Source organism: Halalkaliarchaeum desulfuricum (assembly GCF_002952775.1).
GTDB classification, from domain to species: domain Archaea; phylum Halobacteriota; class Halobacteria; order Halobacteriales; family Haloferacaceae; genus Halalkaliarchaeum; species Halalkaliarchaeum desulfuricum.
The window spans coordinates 586,202-605,221 of the sequence record NZ_CP025066.1 but is presented as its reverse complement, the minus strand read 5'-3'; the positions used below and the strand labels follow the sequence as shown (position 1 = coordinate 605,221).

The following is a 19,020-nucleotide window of genomic DNA, read 5'->3' as shown; positions in this document are numbered from 1 at the left end:
ATTTAATGGGCGATTAGGCCGGATCGGTTTTCGCCGATAGAGACCGAGCTGCAGGACGTCTGTGGAGAACCAATATTTATGACCCACCGGTTTGATTCTACGAGCATGGCAAAGGGACTCGACGTCGGTACGATGAACATTCTCTCGGCGCGTCAGGACGCTTCCGAGACAGTGTTCGTACAGCAGCGCAACTCCTTCGTGGAGATCGAGTACAGCGATATGGCCGAGCAGATGCTCTCGCGGAGTGAAGTCCTCCACATCCGGAAGGACGACAAGGTGTACGTCGTCGGCGACGACGCCCTGAACTTCGCGAACATCTTCAACAAGGAGACCCGCCGTCCCATGCAACACGGGATCCTCTCCAGCGAGGAGTCGTCGGCGATTCCGATGATCAAGCTGATCACCGAGCAGGTCGTCGGCGAGCCCTCCTTCGAGAACGAGCGGCTGTTCTACTCGAGCCCGGCGGACCCGATCGACTCGGACCTCTCGACGCTGTACCACCAGAAGACCCTCGAGTCGATGCTGGGCGACATGGGCTACGATCCCGAGCCGATCAACGAGGGGATGGCCGTGATCTACTCGGAACTCGCGGACAACAACTTTACCGGCCTGGGCGTCAGCTTCGGCGCGGGCATGACCAACGTCTGTCTCGCCTACTACGCGGTGCCGGTGATGAAGTTCTCTATCGCCCGCGGCGGCGACTGGGTCGACGAGCAGAGCGCACAGGCGACCGGCACCCCGGTCGACAAGGTGACCACGATCAAGGAGGACGACTTCAAACTCGACTTCCGGACGGATGTCGGCGGCGTCGAGGGCGCACTGGCGATCTACTACGAGAACCTGCTGGATTACGTCATCGAGCACATCTCCAGGGAGGTCGACGAGGAGGACGTCGAGGAAGGCCTCGATGTTCCGGTCGTCGTCACCGGCGGCACCTCGAGCCCGGACGGCTTCGAGGAACTGTTCGAAGACCACCTCGAGGACGCCTCGATCCCGTTCTCCATCAGCGACGTCCGACAGGCGAACGAACCGCTGTACAGCGTCGCCAGCGGTGCCTTGGTCGCGGCCCGCTCGGAGGAGGAAGATCAGCCCGAACAGGAGGAGCCCATGGAAGCGGCGGAGGACTGAGGCGGCGGCCCGACGCGGCGGCCTGATGTGGCGGCCCGACGCGGCGCATTTCGGTCCGGCCGCTATCCCGTCGGTTCCTCGTAGATCATCTCGATCTTGTCGGAGAACCGATCGAGGATATTCCGTCGTTTCTTTTTCATTGTCGGCGTCAGCAGGTCGTTCTCCTCGGTGAACTCCTCGGGAACGAGCCGGAACTGCTTGATGCGTTCGTGCTCCTCGAACCGTTCGTTCACCTCGTCCACTTCCCGCTCGATCCGGGCGTGGACGCGATCGTCCTGACACAGTTCCTCCCGGTCGTCCGGGAGATCGTGCCCCTGGTCGTCGGCCCATTCTCGCACGCGCTCGAAGTTCGGCACGATCAACGCGGAGACGAACTTCTGTCCGTCGCCGATCACGACGCACTGTTCGACGAACTCGTTTGCGGCGAACGCGTCCTCTATCGGACCCGGTGCGACGTTCTTCCCGGTCGAGAGCACGAGCAACTGCTTTGCCCGCTCGCGGAACGTGACGTACTCGTCGTCCCGCTGTTCGACGATGTCGCCGGTCCGGAACCACTCGCGCCCCTCCTCGTCGGTGACGAACGCCGCGTCGGTATCGTCGGGTTTGTTCCAGTAGCCGTCACACACCTGCGGCCCCCGGACCAGCAGTTCGCCCACCCGCCCGTCGGCATCTTTCGCGACGTCCTCCCCGATGAGGCTCTCGTCGAGTTTTACCTCGGTGTCGACCACCGGCGGCCCGATCGTACCGACTTTCGGACGCTCCGGCGGGTTCACCGTGATCACCGGTGACGTCTCCGTCAGGCCGTATCCCTCCAGGATCGGGAGCCCCATTCCGTGATACAGCGCACAGAGGTCCGCCGAGAGCGATCCGCCCCCGGAGATGAAGAACTCGATTCGGTCGCCCAGCGCCTCGTGCACCTTCGAGAAGACGAGCGTGTCCGCCAGCGAGCGTTTCAGGTTCAACACCGTTCCCGGGTTTTCGGCTGCGTGGTACTCCCGGCCGACGTCGGTCGCCCATTCGAATATCCGCTGTTTGACGGGGGATTCGCTGGCCTGTTCGCGGATCGCGTCGTACAGTTTTTCGTACACTCTGGGAACGCTGGTCATCACATTCGGTTGGACGACAGCGAGATCTTCCCTGAGTGTGTCCGGGCTCTCGGCATACGCGACTGTCGCGCCGGAACTGAACATCAGATAGTGGCCGGCGAGACGCTCGAAGACGTGCGCGAGTGGTAGGAACGAAAGTGCCGTGGAGTCAGCGTTAATGACTGGTACTTCGGGATCGCGGTCCGGTCGGGGACCGAACCGTCGGTAACACTGGTTGACGTTCGATCGAAAATTCTTGTGTGTGAGCTGAACTCCTTTCGGCTGTCCCGTCGTTCCTGACGTATAAATCAGGCTCGCGATGTCGTCGAAGCCCCGCTCATCCAGCCAGGATTCGTACGCGTCTTCGTCGAACGCCCTCGCACCGCGATCGTGCAACTCTCCGAGCGTACTCACGTCGTCGCGGTCGTCGTATCCCTCGATCTCGTCGATGACGACGACGTGCTCGACGTCGACGTGATCTTCCTCCATCACCGCGAGGGTCCGTTCGAGAAGCGTCTGGTTTTCGGCGACGACGACCTCCGATCCCGCGTCTCCCAGCAGGTACGACAGTTGGCTCCGGGACGAGGTCGGGTAGACGGTGGTCACGATCCCGCCTGCGGCAAGCGCCCCGAAGTCCGCCTGTGCCCACTCCATGCGCGTGTGAGCGAAGATCGACACTCTCGTTCCCGCCTCGACGCCGAGTTCGCGGAACCCGGCGGCCAGCCGACGAACGATTTCACGCATCTCCTCGTAGGTGACGTCGCTGTACTCTCCTGTCTCCGCAGCCGGAATCACCCCTGCTGCGACCAGTGATCGATCGTACACACCCCCCTTGTATTGTTGAGCGATCCGTCCGCCGTTCCGGGACACGCTCTCTTCGAACGTTTTCGGGATCGTTTCCGTCCCGAGTACCGGACTCTCGAATGCCTCCTCGGCTTGTATCCAGTCCATGCTCGAATTCTCTCCCCCATCTATAATAAACAATTGGGCTGTTTTCTGTTTATACGCCGTGTCGGTGACAGCCCCTCGGCGACAGTCAGGCGTCCTCGCCGACGTAATCGAGATACGCGATTGCACCCCGCGTGTTCAGTCGGGCCTCCGCGCGACTCTTCTCTCCCCCCCAGGCGTCGACGATCCGGGCGTGCTTCACGAAGTGTTCGATCACGGCCTCGTCGTCGTCGAGTTCGCGGCGTTTCTGCTTTACAGCTTCGACCCACTCCACGAGTGTTCGTTTGTACTCGTCGAGCACGTCTGCGTCGTATTCTCTGGGACCGAAGTGGCCGAAGCAGAGCAGTTCGGGATCGACCTCCTGGATCATCTTCACGTCGTCGATGCACTGTTTGGCGTGGAACTGCGGCGGTGGGGACGTTACCCTGATCTCGTCGTCGTCGCGGACGTAGATCCCGGCCGCATCGCCGGTGAAGACGGCGTCGGCCGTCCGGTCGTGGAAGACGACCTGATGGGGAGCGTGACCGGGGGCTTCGTGGACGTCGAGCGTCCGATCGCCGAGGTCGATGGTGTCGTCGTCTTCGAGCCCGTCGATCCGATCCTCCGGAATCGGGGCGGGCTCGACGTAGTACTTCCACTGCTCGCCGACGGCGGCCTTCGTCCCCTCGACGAGTCGCTCGGGATCGACGAGGTGTGGGACCGCCCGTTCGTGGGCGAGCACCGTCGCGTCCGAATATCTCCGGGCGAGGTAGCCGGCACCGCCGGCGTGATCCAGGTGGGCGTGCGTCGGAAGGACGTACGCCGGTACGCGCCCGGAGAGTGCCTCATCAATCGCGTCGAACAGCCCTTCGCGGTTCGTCCCGATGCCGGTGTCGATCACCGCCGGCTTCTCGGCGTCGACGACGTACACCGATCCGTACTCGTCGACGTCGTACATGCCCGTGTCGTAGTAGAACAGCCCCTCGGTTCCGGGAACAGTCTCCAACTCGCCTCGTGCCATGTATCGGATGCTCTCCGGAGCGAGCTTAAAACGTTCCGTCCGTATTTCGGCTGTACGGCCTCACACCGACGTTCGAACGGCGTATTCGGCGCCACCTTTTTTACCGTTCGCGGTCGTGTTTCGAGTTGTCACGTCGCGGCCCGATGAGTCGCTCGTCTCTGTCGCGGTTGGCAACGCTTAAATGAGTGGCCCTGTTAATCCGCTGTAGTATCTCGTGACCGCTTCTCCCCACAGCGAGCCAGACCCATGGTAGACGTAAGCCAACACGAACTCGTCCCGGAGCACGTGCTTCTCGATGATCCCTCGGAGGTCGAGGAGGTACTCGAGGAGTACAACGTCCGGAAGACGAATTTGCCCAAGATCAAGCGTACAGATCCTGCGTTGCCCGACGGTGCCGAGCGCGGTGACGTGGTGAAAGTAATTCGGGACTCCCGAACGACAGACCGAGCAGTCGTATATCGACTGGTGGTTGAATGAACAGACAGGACAGACGCGTCATTTCGAGGGAGTACTTCTCGGAGGAACGACTCGCCGAACACCACTTCCGGTCGTTCAACAACTTCCTGGACCGCGGCATGCAACAGGTCGTCGACGAGAAGGAGACGATCGACACCGACATCGGCGACAAAGAGGGACAGGAACCCGTCTTCGTCGAACTCGGCGACGTCCGGGTCGCCACCCCCCGCGTCCGCGAGGCGGACGGCAGCGAGGAACTGCTGTACCCCCAGGAGGCACGACTCCGGAACATCACCTACGCCGCGCCGGTGTTCATGGAGATGTCGATCGTTCGCGGCGGCGAGGAGGAGCCGGAGACGGTCGTCGACTCCACGGAGACGAAGGTCGGTCGAATGCCGATCATGGTCGGGTCGAAGAAGTGCAACATGGCGGGCTTTTCGGAGGCCGAACGGATCGACATCGGCGAGGACCCTGTCGATCCCGGCGGGTACTTCATCGTCAACGGCTCCGAGCGCGTGCTGATGACCAGCGAGGACCTCGCGCCGAACAAGATCCTCGCGGAGTACGACACCAAGTACGGCGACGAGATCCAGGTTGCGAAGACGTTCTCCCAGCGCCGCGGATACCGCGCGCTCGTGCTGTGTGAACGGACCCGGGACGGCATCCTCGAGGTGTCGTTCCCGTCGGTCTCTGGATCGATCAACTTCGTGACGCTGGTTCGTGCCCTCGGGCTGGAGTCCGACGAGGAGATCGTCCACCGCGTCTCCGACGATCCGGAGATCGTGAAGTTCATGCTCGAGAACTTAGAGGAGGCGGAAGTCCAGACCGAAGAGGAGGCCATCGAGACGCTGGGCAAACGCGTCGCCTCCGGCCAGGGGAAGAACTACCAGCTCAAGCGGGCCAACTACGTCATCGACCGCTACCTGCTGCCGCACCTCCACGAGGAGGGGGTCGAGGAGGAGGACGTCCGGATCAACAAGGCGTACTACCTCTGCAGGATGGCCGAGGCCTGCTTCGAGCTCGCACTCGATCGCCGGGAGGCCGACGACAAGGACCACTACGCGAACAAGCGGCTGAAGGTCTCCGGCGACCTGATGACCGATCTGTTCCGGACGGCGCTGAACAAACTCGCCCGCGACGTGAAATATCAGCTCGAACGGGCGAACATGCGAAACCGGAACCTGACGGTCAGCACGGTCGTCCGCTCGGACGTCCTGACAGAACGGCTCGAACACCCGATCGCGACGGGCAACTGGGTCGGCGGCCGGTCGGGCGTCTCTCAGCTCGTCGACCGAACCGACTACATGGGCGTTCTCTCGCACCTCCGTCGGCTTCGCTCCCCGCTGTCCCGTTCACAGCCCCACTTCGAGGCGCGGGACCTGCACGCCACCCAGTGGGGACGGATCTGTCCCTCCGAGACGCCGGAGGGGCCCAACTGTGGGCTGGTGAAGAACTTCGCGCAGGCGATGGAGCTGTCCGAGAACGTCGAGGACGAACAGCGGCTCAAACGGGAACTGGCATCGATGGGTGTCGAGGAGATCCCGGGAATCGAGAGCGTCGAACGAACGACGGCGGACGACTAACTACAACAACATGGCTCAGGCACGCGACGCGAAAGTTTTCGTCAACGGCAGTCTGGTCGGAACACATCCCGACCCCGAACAGCTCGCAGAACGGATCAGGGAGGCACGCCGCCGCGGCGACGTCTCCAAGATGGTGAACGTGTCGGTGAATCCCCGCACGAAGGAAGTGATCGTCAACGCCGACGCGGGTCGTGCACGGCGGCCGCTCATCGTCGTCGAGGACGGCGAACCCCTCCTCGACGACGAGCACATCCAGGCGATCGAACGCGGCGACATCGACTTCGAGGACCTCGTCGAACGCGGCTACGTCGAGTTCATCGACGCCGAGGAGGAAGAGGACATCTACGTCGCTGTCGACGAGGACGAACTGACACCGAAACACACACACCTCGAGGTCGATCCCCAGCTCATCTTCGGGATCGGTGCCGGGATGATCCCCTACCCCGAGCACAACGCCTCGCCGCGCATCACGATGGGGGCAGGGATGATGAAACAGTCGCTCGGACTCCCGGCGGCGAACTACCGGATCCGCCCGGACACCCGCCAGCATCTGCTGCATTACCCGCAGCTCGCGATGGTGAACACCCAGACGAGCGATCAGATCGGCTTCGACAAGCGACCCGCCGCCCAGAACTTCGTCGTGGCCGTGATGTCCTACGAGGGGTTCAACATCGAGGACGCGCTGGTCATGAACAAGGGTTCCGTCGACAGGGCACTCGCCCGCTCTCACTTCTTCCGGACCTACGAGGGCGAGGAACGGCGCTATCCCGGCGGTCAGGAGGACCACTTCGAGATCCCCAGCCAGGACGTCCGCGGCGCCCGCGGGGAGGACGCGTACACCCATCTCGACGAGGACGGCCTCGTCAACCCCGAGACGCCAGTCGACGAGAACTCGGTGTTGCTCGGGAAGACGTCGCCGCCGCGGTTCCTCGAGGAGCCGGACGACATGGGCGGGCTCTCCCCCCAGAAACGGCGCGAAACCAGCGTGACGATGCGCTCGGGCGAGGACGGCGTCGTCGACACCGTCACCCTGATGGAGGGCGAGGACGGATCCAAACTCTCGAAGGTGTCGGTGCGGGACGAGCGGATCCCCGAGCTCGGGGACAAGTTCGCGTCCCGTCACGGACAGAAGGGGGTCGTGGGTCACCTCGCTCCCCAGGAAGACATGCCATTCACCGAGGAAGGCGTGGTACCGGACCTCGTCCTCAACCCGCACGCGCTGCCGTCACGGATGACGGTCGGCCACGTGCTGGAGATGCTCGGCGGCAAAGTCGGTTCCCTCGAGGGGCGCCGTGTCGACGGGACGCCGTTCCAGGGCGAAGACGAAGAGGAGCTCCGCGAGGCGCTCGAAGAGCACGGCTTCGACTCCAGCGGCAAGGAGGTCATGTACTCGGGAGTCACCGGCGAAAAGATCGAGGCGGAGATCTTCGTCGGGACCATCTTCTACCACAAGTTGTACCACATGGTCTCGAACAAGCTGCACGCCCGTTCGCGCGGGCCGGTGCAGGTGCTCACCCGCCAGCCGACCGAGGGGCGCGCCCGAGAGGGCGGCCTGCGCGTCGGCGAAATGGAACGGGAGGTGCTCATCGGGCACGGAGCCGCGATGGCACTGAAGGAACGGCTGCTCGACTCCTCGGACAGGGAGGACGTGTACGTCTCTGCCGACACGGGGATGGTCGCCGTGGAGGACGTCGAGCAACGCCGCGTGTACGATCCGATCACCGGAAACGACGACAACATCCACGAGATCGAGGTGAGCTACGCGTTCAAGCTCCTGCTCGACGAGATGAAGGCGCTCGGAATCCGGCCGAAACTCGAACTGGAGGACGCAGTCTAACATGGCAATGCAATCACCCAAAACGATCGGCGGAATCAGCTTCGGACTGATGGACCCGGAGACGTATCGGGACATGTCCGCCACGAAGGTCATCACGGCGGACACGTACGACGACGACGGCTACCCGATCGACATGGGATTGATGGATCCCCGACTCGGCGTCATCGATCCGGGTCTGGAGTGTCGCACCTGCGGGAAACACTCCGGCTCCTGTAACGGCCACTTCGGCCACATCGAACTCGCAGCGCCGGTGATCCACGTCGGGTTCGCGAAGCTCATCCGCCGGCTCCTGCGGTCGACCTGCAGGGAGTGTGGACGGCTCGCGTTGATGCCCGACGAGATGGCGGAGTTCAGCGAGAAACTGGAGCGAACGCGCGAACTCGGGAACGACCCGAACGACGTGTTGAAAGCGGCCGTTCGGCAGGCCCGCAAGGCGAGTCGTTGTCCCCACTGTGGGTCGCCGCAGGCTGACATCAAACACGAGAAGCCGACGACCTACTACGAGGTCCAGGACGTCCTCGCCGGGAACTACTCCGAGCGCATCGCCGACGCGATGCAGCCGGACCCGGACGACGAGGACGACCGCGGCATCTCGCCTCAGGAACTCGCCGAGGAGACGGGGATCGCCCTCGAACGGGTCAACCAGATCCTCTCGGGCGAGTTCCGTCCCCGAAAGGAGGACCGCAAAGCGCTCGAGAAGGAACTCGACGTCGACCTCACCGAGGAGGACATGAACAAGCTGATGCCCTCCGACATCCGCGACTGGTTCGAGGACATCCCGGACGACGATCTCCGGGTGCTCGGGATCAACGCCGAGAACTCGCGTCCGGAGTGGATGATCCTCACCGTGTTGCCGGTGCCGCCGGTGACCGCGCGGCCGTCGATCACGCTGGACAACGGCCAGCGCTCGGAGGACGACCTCACCCACAAGCTGGTCGACATCATCCGGATCAACCAGCGGTTCATGGAGAACCGCGAGGCCGGCGCGCCACAGCTCATCATCGAGGACCTCTGGGAGCTGCTCCAGTATCACGTTACCACCTTTATCGACAACGAGATCTCCGGAACGCCGCCGGCACGTCACCGCTCGGGGCGCCCCCTCAAGACGCTCTCCCAGCGGTTGAAGGGCAAGGAAGGCCGCTTCCGTGGCTCGCTTTCGGGCAAGCGCGTGAACTTCTCGGCCCGGACCGTCATCTCGCCGGATCCGACACTCTCGCTCAACGAGGTCGGTGTCCCCGACCGAGTGGCGATGGAGATGACCCAGACGATGAACGTCACCGAACGGAACCTCGATCGGGCCCGGCAGTACGTCCGCAACGGCCCGGAGGACCACCCCGGCGCGAACTATGTCCGACGGCCCGATGGCCGGCGGCTGAAGGTGACCGAGAAGAACTGCGAGGAGCTCGCAGAGAAAGTCGAGGTCGACTGGGAGGTCAACCGCCACCTGGTCGACGGCGACATCGTGATCTTCAACCGACAGCCCTCGCTGCACCGCATGTCGATCATGGCCCACGAGGTCGTGGTGATGCCGTACAAGACGTTCCGGCTCAACACGGTCGTGTGCCCGCCGTACAACGCCGACTTCGACGGCGACGAGATGAACATGCACGCGCTGCAAAACGAGGAGGCCCGGGCGGAGGCGCGGGTGTTGATGCGCGTGCAAGAGCAGATTCTCAGCCCGCGGTTCGGCGAGAACATCATCGGGGCGATCCAGGACCACATCTCCGGGATGTACCTGCTCACCCACGAGGATCCCGAGTTCACCGAAACGCAGGCGCTGGACCTGCTTCGCGCCACCCGTATCGACGAACTGCCGGGGCCGGACGGCGAGAACGAGGACGGCCCCTACTGGACCGGCCGGACCATCTTCTCGCTTTTGCTCCCCGACGACCTCTCTATTGAGTTCACGAGCGAGACGGGCGACACCGTCCGGGTCGAGAACGGGGAGTTGCTCGAGGGGACCATCGACTCGGAGGGGGTCGGCGAGTTCGGCGGCGAGATCGTCGACACCATCACGAAGGTGTACGGGGGAACCCGCGCCCGCGTGTTCATAAACGAGGTCGCCGCGCTGGCGATGCGGGCGATCATGCACTTCGGCTTCTCGATCGGGATCGACGACGAGTCGATCCCGCTGCAGGCCGAAGAGCAGGTAAACGAGGCGATTCAAAGCGCCTACGACCGGGTCGAGGAGCTCATCGAGACCTACCAGGCGGGGGAACTCGAAAGCCTGCCGGGACGGACGGTCGACGAGACGTTGGAGATGAAGATCATGCAGACGCTGGGGAAGGCCCGCGACTCCGCCGGCGACATCGCCGAGCAGCACTTCACCGACGACAACCCGGCAGTCGTGATGGCCCAGTCCGGCGCGCGGGGATCGATGCTCAACCTCACCCAGATGGCCGGCTGCGTCGGCCAGCAGGCAGTGCGAGGCGAGCGGATCAACCGAGGTTACGAGGACCGGACGCTCTCGCACTTCGAGCCGAACGACCTCTCTGCTGACGCCCACGGCTTCGTCGAGAACTCCTATCGGGGCGGGCTCACGCCCAAGGAGTTCTTCTTCCACGCGATGGGGGGCCGCGAGGGCCTGGTCGACACGGCGGTCCGGACCTCGAAGTCCGGCTACCTCCAGCGCCGGCTGATCAACGCGCTCTCGGAACTGGAGTCGCAGTACGACGGCACGGTTCGGGACACATCGGACACGATCGTCCAGTTCGAATTCGGCGAGGATGGCACCTCCCCGGTGCGGGTGTCCTCGAGCGAGGACAACGACATCGACGTCGACCAGATCGCAGACAGGGTCCTCGAGGAGGAGTTCGACTCAAAAGCGGAGCGCGAGGAGTTCCTCGGCCGGCGGGAGCCGCCGACGAACCTCTCGGAGTATGCGGGGCCGGGACTGGACAAAGCGCAGGGTTTCGACGCGGAGGTGGAATCCGATGACTGAAACCGACTACGACAACGTCACCGAGGACATCGAGGCGATCGTCGAGGACACGGAACTCCCGCGGCGGCTCAGGGACGAGGTGTACGAGACGATCGACCGGAAGTGCGCCGAGTACGGCGCGATCACCACAGAGCAAGCAAGCGACATCGCGGAGGCGGTGGAGAACCGGTACCGTCAGACGCGAGTTGATCCACTCGATCCGGTGGGGACTGTGAGCGCACAGTCGATCGGGGAACCCGGAACGCAGATGAGCGTTCCCTACGACGAACGCGTGATCGTCCGAAAGGACGGCGAAAGCGACATCGTCGATATCGGTGAGTTAGTTGACGGCGTCATCGACTCACGGGAAACACGGACGTTTGACGGACACGAGGTCGCGCTGGCCCCCGAGGGAATGGAGGCGCTAAGCCTCGGCGAAGACGAACAGGTACGCTGGAAAACCGTCGAGGAGGTCAGCCGGCACGGGACGCCCGATGAACTGCTCCAGTTCCAACTCGAATCCGGCCGAACGATTCGGGCGACGAAGGCGCACTCGTTCGTGATCAAACAGAACGACGAAATCGTTCCGGTCGCCGGCGACTCCCTTGACGTCGGTGACGAACTCCCTGTCGTGGGTGAGTTCGATCCGGCCATCGGACGTGCCGACTTCACTGCTTTCGAACCCGAACAGACGGTAACCGACGGCGGTGTGGCGGTGACGACGACTGCTCAAGACGACAGGTATGACGATACAGTCGTCTGGGATCGAATCGAGTCGATCGAGACAGTCACCAGCGACTACGAACACGTGTACGATCTCTCGGTCGAAGGACTGGAGACGTTCACGACCGCGGAAGGTGTCGTGACTCACAACACCATGAACACCTTCCATTACGCTGGCGTCGCCGAAATCGACGTCACGCAGGGGCTACCCCGGCTCATCGAGCTGGTGGACGCCCGGAAGACGCCGGACACGCCGATGATGACCGTCCATCTCGATGGCGAGTACGCCAAGGAGCGCGAGAAGGCACACGAGGTGGTGTGGTCGATCGAGGCGACGAAGATCCTGGCGCTGGGTGACGTCTCGACGAACGTCGCCGACATGCTGGTCCAGATCGACCTCAACGAGGAGACGCTGCTGGAGCGGTGGCCCACCTACGACGACCCGAACGTCGTCGCAGAGGAGATCGCCGAGACGATCGAGGACGCGCTGGGGGTGGACACCCGCCAGCAGGGGACGCTCGTGGAGTTCGGCCCGCCGAGTCCCTCCTACCGGCAGCTGCTGCAGCTTGTCGAACAGCTCCGGGATGTCGTCTTCAAGGGCATCGAGGAGGTCGACCGCGTCGTCATCCGGAAAGAAGAGATCGACGCCGGCGAGGAGTTCGTCCTCTACACCGAGGGGTCGGCGTTCGGGGACGTCCTCGAGATCGAGGGCGTGGACCCGACCCGGACGACGTGCAACAACATCCACGAGATCTACCGGACGCTCGGCGTCGAGGCCGCCCGCGAGACGATCATCAACGAGACGAACACCACCCTCGAGGAGCAGGGGCTGGGCGACGTCAACGTCCGACACCTGATGCTGGTGGCCGACATCATGACGAACCGCGGCACGATCGAGTCGATCGGCCGCCACGGCATCTCCGGCTCGAAGGACTCCGTGCTCGCACGGGCGGCCTTCGAGGTGACGGTGAACCACCTGCTGGACGCGGCGATCCACGGCGAGCGGGACGACCTCAACGGTGTCATCGAGAACGTCATCGTCGGCAAGCCGATCTCGCTGGGAACCGGCGACGTCGATCTCCGGATGGGGACCACCGGCGGCTCCGGCTCCCCACGGACCTCGGACGACTGAGCGTCGATGCGGGTGACGCTTTCGGACGAGGCGCGCCGTTACATCGGTCGGTTCGACGAGCTGACGGGGGTTACCCCGCGTGACTGCCTGGTCGAGGAGGACCGTCTGGTGTTCGTCGTTCCCCCCGGGGAGATGCACGAGGCGATCGGACCGGGCGGTCGGACCGTCGACCGCGTCGAAGCGGAGCTGGGGCGGGGGGTCCAGCTGGTGGAGTACGCCGAGACGCCGGAGGCGTTCGTGGCGAACGCGCTCGCGCCGGCCGCGGTCAGGGCCGTCACGATCTCCGAGCAGAACGACCGGGTGGCGTACGTCGAAGTCGAACCGGCCGACCGCGGGGTCGCGATCGGAACCGACGGCCGAACCATCGAGACGGCACGTCGGCTCGCGGGACGGCACCACGACGTCGACGACGTCCAACTCACGTAACTTCACCCCTCGATAGTAGTTTTCGACCGACTGGTTTCCATCGGGCCGCCTGAATCGCTGTGATTTTGTACCGTGAGCCCCGCAACCGAGCCATGCGACGAACGATTGCAATTCTCGCGGTCGCGGTTCTGTTGCTCGGGGCGGGTTGTACAGCACTCGCGCCGGGAGAGGACCCGGACGCATCGCCGACGGAGCCGACCGAAACGCCGGCGACCGAGACCGACGACGAGTCCGCGGCAGACGAGCAGCCGTGGATCGACGACGGCGAACTCGACGCAGATGCGCTCGAGGGGGCTCACGTTGACGCAGTGATGGACACGGGGAGCTTCACAGTCGCCTCGGAGATCGCCAGCACTCACGACGGGGAGGATCCCCCGATCCCGTGGTTCGAAAACCAGACGCTCGACACCGCCTGGAACCTCGAAAGCGAGCGCCAGCTCTTCGACAACGAGTTCCGCGACACCCCCGAGCAGTTGACTCTCTACGCCGAGGGTGACACGATGTACGTTCGCGAGATCGCCGGCGACGACACACAGTACTCCGCCGACGCGATCGATCGAACGGCCGAAGAGTTCACCGAGGAGATGCGCTCGGACGCCCGTACCGGAACGGGAGCGATCTACGAGTGGAGCTTCACGTTCGAGGGGACACAACAATGCGGGGAGCTGACCTGCTATCGGTTCTCCGGCTCCGACTTCGAGGGCGACCGGGACGTTCCCGAGACCGTGACCGACGGCGAGGCGACGCTCGTCGTCGACGAGCGGGGGATCATCCGGGAGCTCACCCAGGAGTTCGAGGGCGAGACAGACGGACAGGCCGTCCGCGTCGTCCAGACCAGCGAGTACCTGGACGTCGGCGGGACGACGCTACCGGAGCCGGCGTGGGTCGAAGACGCCCGCGAGGAAGCCGGCGGAAGCGACTGATCGGGCAGGATCCTCAGGCGATGTCGCGGCTGGTGTCGATCTCGACCTCGTCGGTGAGTTTGAGTTTGAGCGGGTCACTTAGCGCACTGCCCCCGCGGAACTTCGACACTTCGAGATAGTTGTCGATCCCGGTGTTCTCCATGGACTTGTGGAGTTCCCAAACCAGGTCACAGCGGCGCAGGGTTATCGTCCGACCCGGCGGGGACTGTTCGTCCTTGACCTGATAGAACAGGCCGATGCTCGCGGTGTCCCACAGCGCCTCCTTGACCGCGTTCAGGAACTCGGCGTACCTGTGTTCTGCCTCGATTTCCAGCTCGTTTGCGGCGTTTACGATCAAAAGCGACCGGTTTTCGAGGTCGTCGATGTACGTCCGTGCCGTTTCGAGCCTCGCGTCCGTGGGGAGCTGCTCGATCCGGGCTTCTCTGGCGCCCCCCGAGTCGTGGTTTCGCTGGATGTGATCTCTGAGCTCCTCTTCGATCTCCCAGCGCGGGCGGATCGTCGACAGGTACAGCGTGTTCCGTTCGCTGGCCAGTTCCTTTATGAGTAGCTCGCTTTGGGTGTCGGGTGGTGCGACGAACGTGACGAGTCGGCCGGGTGGGATCCCCCCGTCGAGCTGCCGGTCGAGCGGCTCGATCCCCGTCGAGAGCCGGTTGCCGGCGGGCTGTTCCGGCGGTTGTTCCCGTTCGACCCGTGGTTCGTCTTCGATCGCCGAAAGGTCGGCGTCGAGTTTTCCCTCTCCCGAACTGGTCGGTCCGGGATCGCCCGCGGGACCGAGCGTCCCTCCGCCGAGTTCTACGTCCTCATCGAGTTCTGCGTCCTCGTCGAGTTCTGCGTCCTCGCCGAGTTGCGCGTCATCGCCTATCTCTCCAGTAGCCACCGCCTTGTCGGCAGTAGAACTCCCGTTGCCGGCGTTCATTTGCGGGTCGGTGGAGCTATCAGCATTCGAATCGGGATCGTCGGGAGCGACAGCGGCATCGTCGAGGACTCCTGTATCGTCGGATTCTCCACTGTGTCCCTCGCCCTCCGACTCGTCGGCCTCGCGTTCCGGGTCTTCGGGGCTCTCCTCGAACGGGAACAACCGGTCGAGTCCGTCCTCGTCCGCCCGATCCGTCTCCCCTCCAGCGTCGGTGTCGGTCATGCCGTCGTACCCCGGGACGTCGGCTGTCCCGTTTCGGCTGTATTTGCGGGAACATTTATAGATGATTGTCAAGTTACCGCGCCTGATAACGGTCGTCGGGAGAGGGAGTGGGCGGGGGGCCGACGTCGGTCCCGTGTCGGGGAACGACTGCTTCTGTGACGCGCTCGGCATCTCGGCGGCGGTTAGCTGGCGTCGTTCCCGTTTTCCGTGTCGGCGAAACCGTCTCAGATCGCTTTATAGCCATCGCTACCAGCCGCTCGAGCCGTTTCGCCGTCTTCGAATGACGGTGCTTAAGTAGTTCCACGGAGAATTCAGGTGTACAATGGCGAACGGCAAATACGCCGCCCGCAAGCTCAAAAAGGACCGGCAGAAGCGACGCTGGTCCGACTCCGAGTACGCTCGGCGCGAGCGCGGGCTCAAAAAGAAGTCCGACCCGCTCGAGGGCGCCCCGCAGGGACGCGGGATCGTTCTCGAGAAGGTCGGCATCGAGGCAAAGCAGCCGAACTCCGCGATCCGAAAGTGTGTTCGCGTTCAGCTGATCAAGAACGGAAAGCAGGTAACGGCCTTCTGTCCGGGCGACGGCGCGATCTCCTTTATCGACGAGCACGACGAGGTCACGATCGCCGGGATCGGCGGCGCGAAGGGTCGTGCGATGGGCGACCTCTCGGGCGTGAACTACAAAGTCGAGAAGGTGAACGGCGTGTCGATGATCGAACTCGTTCGCGGTAACGCGGAGAAGCCGGTTCGATAATGAGCGAATCAGAGTCCGACACTGAGGCGGAAGTCGATTCCGAAGCGGAGGCCGAAGAGTCCGACGGATCGTCGACAGCGCTGTTGTTCGGTGTCTGGGACGTAAGCGACATGGAGTACTCGGATCCGAGCACGCAGCGGTACATCAACGTCACGCCGGTGGCGCACACGATGGGACGTCACTCGTCCAAGCAGTTCGAGAAAAGCGAGATCTCGATCGTCGAGCGCCTCATCAATCGGCTGATGCAGACCGACGAGAACACGGGCAAGAAACAGCAGACGCTCAACATCGTTCGTGACGCCTTCGAAATCGTTCACGAGCGCACCGAGGAGAACCCCGTTCAGGTACTCGTGCGCGCCGTGGAAAACGCGGCACCCCGCGAGGAGACGGTCCGGCTGAAGTACGGCGGGATCTCCGTCCCGAAGGCCGTCGACGTCGCACCCCAGCGACGGGTCGACCAGGCGCTGAAGTTCATCGCCGAGGGCGTCCAGAACGCCACGTTCAAGTCGCCGACGCCGGCGGCTGAGGCGCTTGCAACCCAGTTGATCGGTGCCGCCAACTACGACGTCCAGGCGTACCCGATCTCCCAGAAGGAAGAGCGCGAACGGGTCGCCGCCGCGGCGCGATAACCTCGGCGCGTTGTGAGTTCGGGCGGCGGTTTCTTTTTCGGTTCCGTTTCTTTTCTGCGTTCGATGTGTCTCCGTTCCGCCAGAGAGTAACACGTTAGTGGCCGGGGCTCCGTGTGACTCCATGAAACGATTGACGCGCCGTCGAGCCCTCTCGGCGCTCGGCACCGGTTCGATAGTGGTTGCGGCGGGCTGTCTGGGAGACGACGATCCCGACAGTGACGGGGAACCCGAGGCGGACGAATCGGGGGAGGCGACCGATCCAGATCCTGTCGAAGCAGAGTACGATCTTTCGGTCGACCACGACATCAATACGTGGGACGGCTACGATCCAGAATGGGAACCGCCGACAGAGCCGCCGGAGGACGAGTACGCCGTCGAGACGCTCGTCGAGGGACTCGAAATCCCGTGGGACCTCGCGTTCGCGCCGGACGGCGAGTTGTTCGTTTCGGAACGTCCCGGACGGATACTCCGGTACGACGCCGGTACAGTCGAGGCCATCGCCGAACCCGACGACGTCGTCGACGCGGAGGCGATCGACGTCGGGGACGAGGGTGGATGGTGGGCCGGCGGCGGCGAGGGCGGCCTGATGGGCATTGCCGTCCACCCGAACTATCCCGACGTCCCGCTCCTGTACGTCTATTACACCTACGACGGTCACGGCGGCGAACGCAATCGCCTGGCCTATTACGACGTGAGCGCGGACGAACCCGCAGAGACTCACACGACTGTGTTCGAAGACGTCCCCGGCGATCGGATCCACAACGGCGGTCGGATCGCGTTCGGCCCCAAAAACTACCTGTGGATCGCGACCGGCGACGCCGGGTCGCCGGAGCAGCACTCGCAGGATCCCTCGTCGCTCGCGGGGAAGATCCTCCGGATCGAACCCGACGGCTCCGCGCCCGAGGACAACCCTGATCTCGGCGACGGCGCCGATCCGCGTGTGTTCACGTACGGCCACCGGAACGCCCAGGGGATTTCGTTTTTCCCGGACGGGACCCCGGTCATTTCCGAACACGGCCCCAGCGCCCGCGACGAGGTCATCGTGTTGGCGTCGGGGGAGAACCACGGCTGGCCTGATGCCCGCGACGGCGAGGAATATCCGGGCACCGACTTCGCCCGTCCCGCGATCAACAGCGGCACGTCCGACACCTGGGCGCCGGCCGGGACGGTCTTTTATACGGGCGGAGCGGTGCCGTCGCTGCGCAATCGGCTGCTGGTGGGCGGGCTCGGCTCCGAACAACTGTACGTCGTGACGCTCTCGCCGGCCGGCGAGCCCGAACCGGACGCAGAACGGGGAATCCGGTACGACGAGGACTGGCTCGATCCCGACTGGCAGGCGACCGCTCACTCGGTGTTCGAAGGCGAACACGGACGGATACGGCACGTCGAGCAGGGACCCGACGGGACGCTGTATGCGGTCACGTCGAACCGGGACGGCCGGGCGAGCGACGCCTTCCCGCAGGAGGGCGACGACCGACTGGTGAGAATCACGCCGCCGTAGAACGCGGCCGAACCCTCCGGATCAGGCGCCGCGATCGGCGGCGTACGCCCGGGTTGCGTCCACCAGCGCCTTCCGATAGCCGCTCTCGCTGGGATCCGGCCCCAGCGTTCGGAACCGTCGCTTGAACGCCCGCACGTCGATCGAGGGGGCGTCGCTTTCGGCGACGCGAGCCAGATCGTACAGGCGATGCTCGCGGGAGACGAGGTCGTGACGTTCGACGAGCGCCAGCGCGAACGCCGCGTTCACTGCGGTGATCTCCGGATCCGACCCGGCCGTCGCGAGCCGCGATCCCGGTCGGGGCGGAGCCGTCGGTCGATCGGCGACGGCAGCCGCCAGTCGCGACTCCAGAAACGACACCAGTTTGTCCGCCGGCGCGAGGTCGAGTGTGATGTCGTCGGCGTAGATGTCCTTCATGTGATTTGCGATCTGGTAACAGTGAGCGAGTTTGTGCCGCTCGACGGATTCGCCAGCGAGTGCCAGAAACAGCGCCTCCTCGGTCGACTGCAGGTGCGAGGGATGTCCCTGCTCGTAGCGGGCCATATGCGAGAACTCGTGGAGCGCGAGTTCGCGGGCCATTGCGCTCGTGGCCGCCGTCGCAGAGATGTTGAGTGTGTGGTGGGTGGGGTAATGTGCCGCCCAGGTCCGCTCGTCGGGGTCCTCGCGTACGTGAACCTTCACCGGCTTCTCGAGGTCGTACTCGGTCTCGAACACGTCGACCGCGCTCAAGAACGGACTCGCGATAGCATTCCCCTGTACGCGAACGTCCATATGTACCAGTTTCAGGGACCGGGGACGTATGACTCTTTCCTGAGGTCGGTTCCCCAGCCAGGACCTTCGAGA

At 64.0% G+C, this 19,020-nt stretch carries 15 protein-coding genes; 11 read left to right on the top strand and 4 right to left on the bottom strand.

Features of this window, described 5'->3' with window-relative positions:
* Positions 1–105: 105 nt before the first annotated feature.
* Positions 106–1,128, top strand: coding sequence for a disk-shape morphogenesis protein volactin (locus tag AArcSl_RS02930; RefSeq protein ID WP_119814796.1), 1,023 nt, complete (start codon positions 106–108; stop codon positions 1,126–1,128).
* A gap of 62 nt (positions 1,129–1,190) precedes the next feature.
* Here AArcSl_RS02930 and AArcSl_RS02925 read toward each other — a convergent pair whose 3' ends face one another.
* Both AArcSl_RS02925 and AArcSl_RS02920 read right to left on the bottom strand, forming a co-directional pair.
* Positions 1,191–3,164 carry an AMP-dependent synthetase/ligase gene (locus tag AArcSl_RS02925; RefSeq protein ID WP_119814793.1) on the bottom strand — a complete coding sequence of 658 codons (1,974 nt, stop codon included), beginning with the start codon at positions 3,162–3,164 and terminating at the stop codon, positions 1,191–1,193.
* Positions 3,165–3,249: 85 nt separating this feature from the next.
* Entirely contained in the window at positions 3,250–4,161 is a 912-nt protein-coding gene (locus AArcSl_RS02920; protein ID WP_119814790.1) for an MBL fold metallo-hydrolase, read from the bottom strand.
* Between the two features lie 246 nt (positions 4,162–4,407).
* Here AArcSl_RS02920 and AArcSl_RS02915 point away from each other — a divergent pair, with 246 nt between their 5' ends.
* The 7 genes from AArcSl_RS02915 to AArcSl_RS02885 all read left to right on the top strand — a co-directional run bounded on the left by AArcSl_RS02915 (position 4,408) and on the right by AArcSl_RS02885 (position 14,161).
* The gene (locus AArcSl_RS02915) at positions 4,408–4,638 is read left to right on the top strand and encodes a DNA-directed RNA polymerase subunit H (protein ID WP_119814787.1); all 231 of its coding nucleotides are present in this window, start codon (positions 4,408–4,410) and stop codon (positions 4,636–4,638) included.
* Positions 4,635–6,200, top strand: a complete 1,566-nt coding sequence (locus AArcSl_RS02910) for a DNA-directed RNA polymerase subunit B'' (RefSeq protein WP_119814784.1) — start codon at positions 4,635–4,637, stop codon at positions 6,198–6,200. Before AArcSl_RS02915 ends, AArcSl_RS02910 begins: the two co-directional genes overlap by 4 nt.
* Before the next feature lie 10 nt (positions 6,201–6,210).
* A complete protein-coding gene (rpoB, locus tag AArcSl_RS02905; protein ID WP_119814781.1) occupies positions 6,211–8,037 on the top strand; it encodes a DNA-directed RNA polymerase subunit B in 1,827 nt (608 codons plus the stop codon).
* Between the two features lie 7 nt (positions 8,038–8,044).
* Entirely contained in the window at positions 8,045–10,978 is a 2,934-nt protein-coding gene (locus tag AArcSl_RS02900) for a DNA-directed RNA polymerase subunit A' (RefSeq protein ID WP_119814778.1), read from the top strand.
* A complete protein-coding gene (gene rpoA2, locus AArcSl_RS17735; RefSeq protein ID WP_449267269.1) occupies positions 10,917–12,812 on the top strand; it encodes a DNA-directed RNA polymerase subunit A'' in 1,896 nt (631 codons plus the stop codon). Before AArcSl_RS02900 ends, rpoA2 begins: the two co-directional genes overlap by 62 nt.
* A 6-nt stretch (positions 12,813–12,818) precedes the next feature.
* Positions 12,819–13,238: a NusA-like transcription termination signal-binding factor gene (locus AArcSl_RS02890; protein ID WP_119814772.1), complete on the top strand. Its 420-nt coding sequence runs from the start codon at positions 12,819–12,821 to the stop codon at positions 13,236–13,238.
* Between the two features lie 92 nt (positions 13,239–13,330).
* A complete protein-coding gene (locus AArcSl_RS02885; protein ID WP_119814769.1) occupies positions 13,331–14,161 on the top strand; it encodes a DUF7537 family lipoprotein in 831 nt (276 codons plus the stop codon).
* Between the two features lie 13 nt (positions 14,162–14,174).
* Here the strand turns inward: AArcSl_RS02885 and AArcSl_RS02880 are convergent, their stop codons facing one another.
* On the bottom strand, positions 14,175–15,299 hold the full coding sequence (locus AArcSl_RS02880) for an RAD55 family ATPase (RefSeq protein WP_119814766.1): 1,125 nt from the start codon (positions 15,297–15,299) through the stop codon (positions 14,175–14,177).
* 322 nt (positions 15,300–15,621) lie between these two features.
* On the opposite strand from AArcSl_RS02880, the gene AArcSl_RS02875 reads away from it, so the two are divergent.
* The 3 genes from AArcSl_RS02875 to AArcSl_RS02865 all read left to right on the top strand — a co-directional run bounded on the left by AArcSl_RS02875 (position 15,622) and on the right by AArcSl_RS02865 (position 18,180).
* Complete coding sequence (locus AArcSl_RS02875; RefSeq protein ID WP_089672529.1) at positions 15,622–16,050, top strand: 30S ribosomal protein S12; 429 nt, start codon at positions 15,622–15,624, stop codon at positions 16,048–16,050.
* Complete coding sequence (locus AArcSl_RS02870; protein ID WP_119814763.1) at positions 16,050–16,679, top strand: 30S ribosomal protein S7; 630 nt, start codon at positions 16,050–16,052, stop codon at positions 16,677–16,679. Before AArcSl_RS02875 ends, AArcSl_RS02870 begins: the two co-directional genes overlap by 1 nt.
* Positions 16,680–16,800: 121 nt before the next feature.
* A complete protein-coding gene (locus AArcSl_RS02865; RefSeq protein WP_119814760.1) occupies positions 16,801–18,180 on the top strand; it encodes a PQQ-dependent sugar dehydrogenase in 1,380 nt (459 codons plus the stop codon).
* Between the two features lie 21 nt (positions 18,181–18,201).
* Here AArcSl_RS02865 and AArcSl_RS02860 read toward each other — a convergent pair whose 3' ends face one another.
* Entirely contained in the window at positions 18,202–18,948 is a 747-nt protein-coding gene (locus tag AArcSl_RS02860) for a DUF5781 family protein (RefSeq protein ID WP_119814757.1), read from the bottom strand.
* Positions 18,949–19,020 lie beyond the last annotated feature (72 nt).

Coding starts and splice junctions, on each gene's coding strand:
- AArcSl_RS02930 (WP_119814796.1), top strand. CDS start 106: ATGGCAAAGGGACTCGACGTCGGTACGATGAACATTCTCTCGGCGCGT.
- AArcSl_RS02925 (WP_119814793.1), bottom strand. CDS start 3,164: ATGGACTGGATACAAGCCGAGGAGGCATTCGAGAGTCCGGTACTCGGG.
- AArcSl_RS02920 (WP_119814790.1), bottom strand. CDS start 4,161: ATGGCACGAGGCGAGTTGGAGACTGTTCCCGGAACCGAGGGGCTGTTC.
- AArcSl_RS02915 (WP_119814787.1), top strand. CDS start 4,408: ATGGTAGACGTAAGCCAACACGAACTCGTCCCGGAGCACGTGCTTCTC.
- AArcSl_RS02910 (WP_119814784.1), top strand. CDS start 4,635: ATGAACAGACAGGACAGACGCGTCATTTCGAGGGAGTACTTCTCGGAG.
- rpoB (WP_119814781.1), top strand. CDS start 6,211: ATGGCTCAGGCACGCGACGCGAAAGTTTTCGTCAACGGCAGTCTGGTC.
- AArcSl_RS02900 (WP_119814778.1), top strand. CDS start 8,045: ATGCAATCACCCAAAACGATCGGCGGAATCAGCTTCGGACTGATGGAC.
- rpoA2 (WP_449267269.1), top strand. CDS start 10,917: ATGCGGGGCCGGGACTGGACAAAGCGCAGGGTTTCGACGCGGAGGTGG.
- AArcSl_RS02890 (WP_119814772.1), top strand. CDS start 12,819: ATGCGGGTGACGCTTTCGGACGAGGCGCGCCGTTACATCGGTCGGTTC.
- AArcSl_RS02885 (WP_119814769.1), top strand. CDS start 13,331: ATGCGACGAACGATTGCAATTCTCGCGGTCGCGGTTCTGTTGCTCGGG.
- AArcSl_RS02880 (WP_119814766.1), bottom strand. CDS start 15,299: ATGACCGACACCGACGCTGGAGGGGAGACGGATCGGGCGGACGAGGAC.
- AArcSl_RS02875 (WP_089672529.1), top strand. CDS start 15,622: ATGGCGAACGGCAAATACGCCGCCCGCAAGCTCAAAAAGGACCGGCAG.
- AArcSl_RS02870 (WP_119814763.1), top strand. CDS start 16,050: ATGAGCGAATCAGAGTCCGACACTGAGGCGGAAGTCGATTCCGAAGCG.
- AArcSl_RS02865 (WP_119814760.1), top strand. CDS start 16,801: ATGAAACGATTGACGCGCCGTCGAGCCCTCTCGGCGCTCGGCACCGGT.
- AArcSl_RS02860 (WP_119814757.1), bottom strand. CDS start 18,948: ATGGACGTTCGCGTACAGGGGAATGCTATCGCGAGTCCGTTCTTGAGC.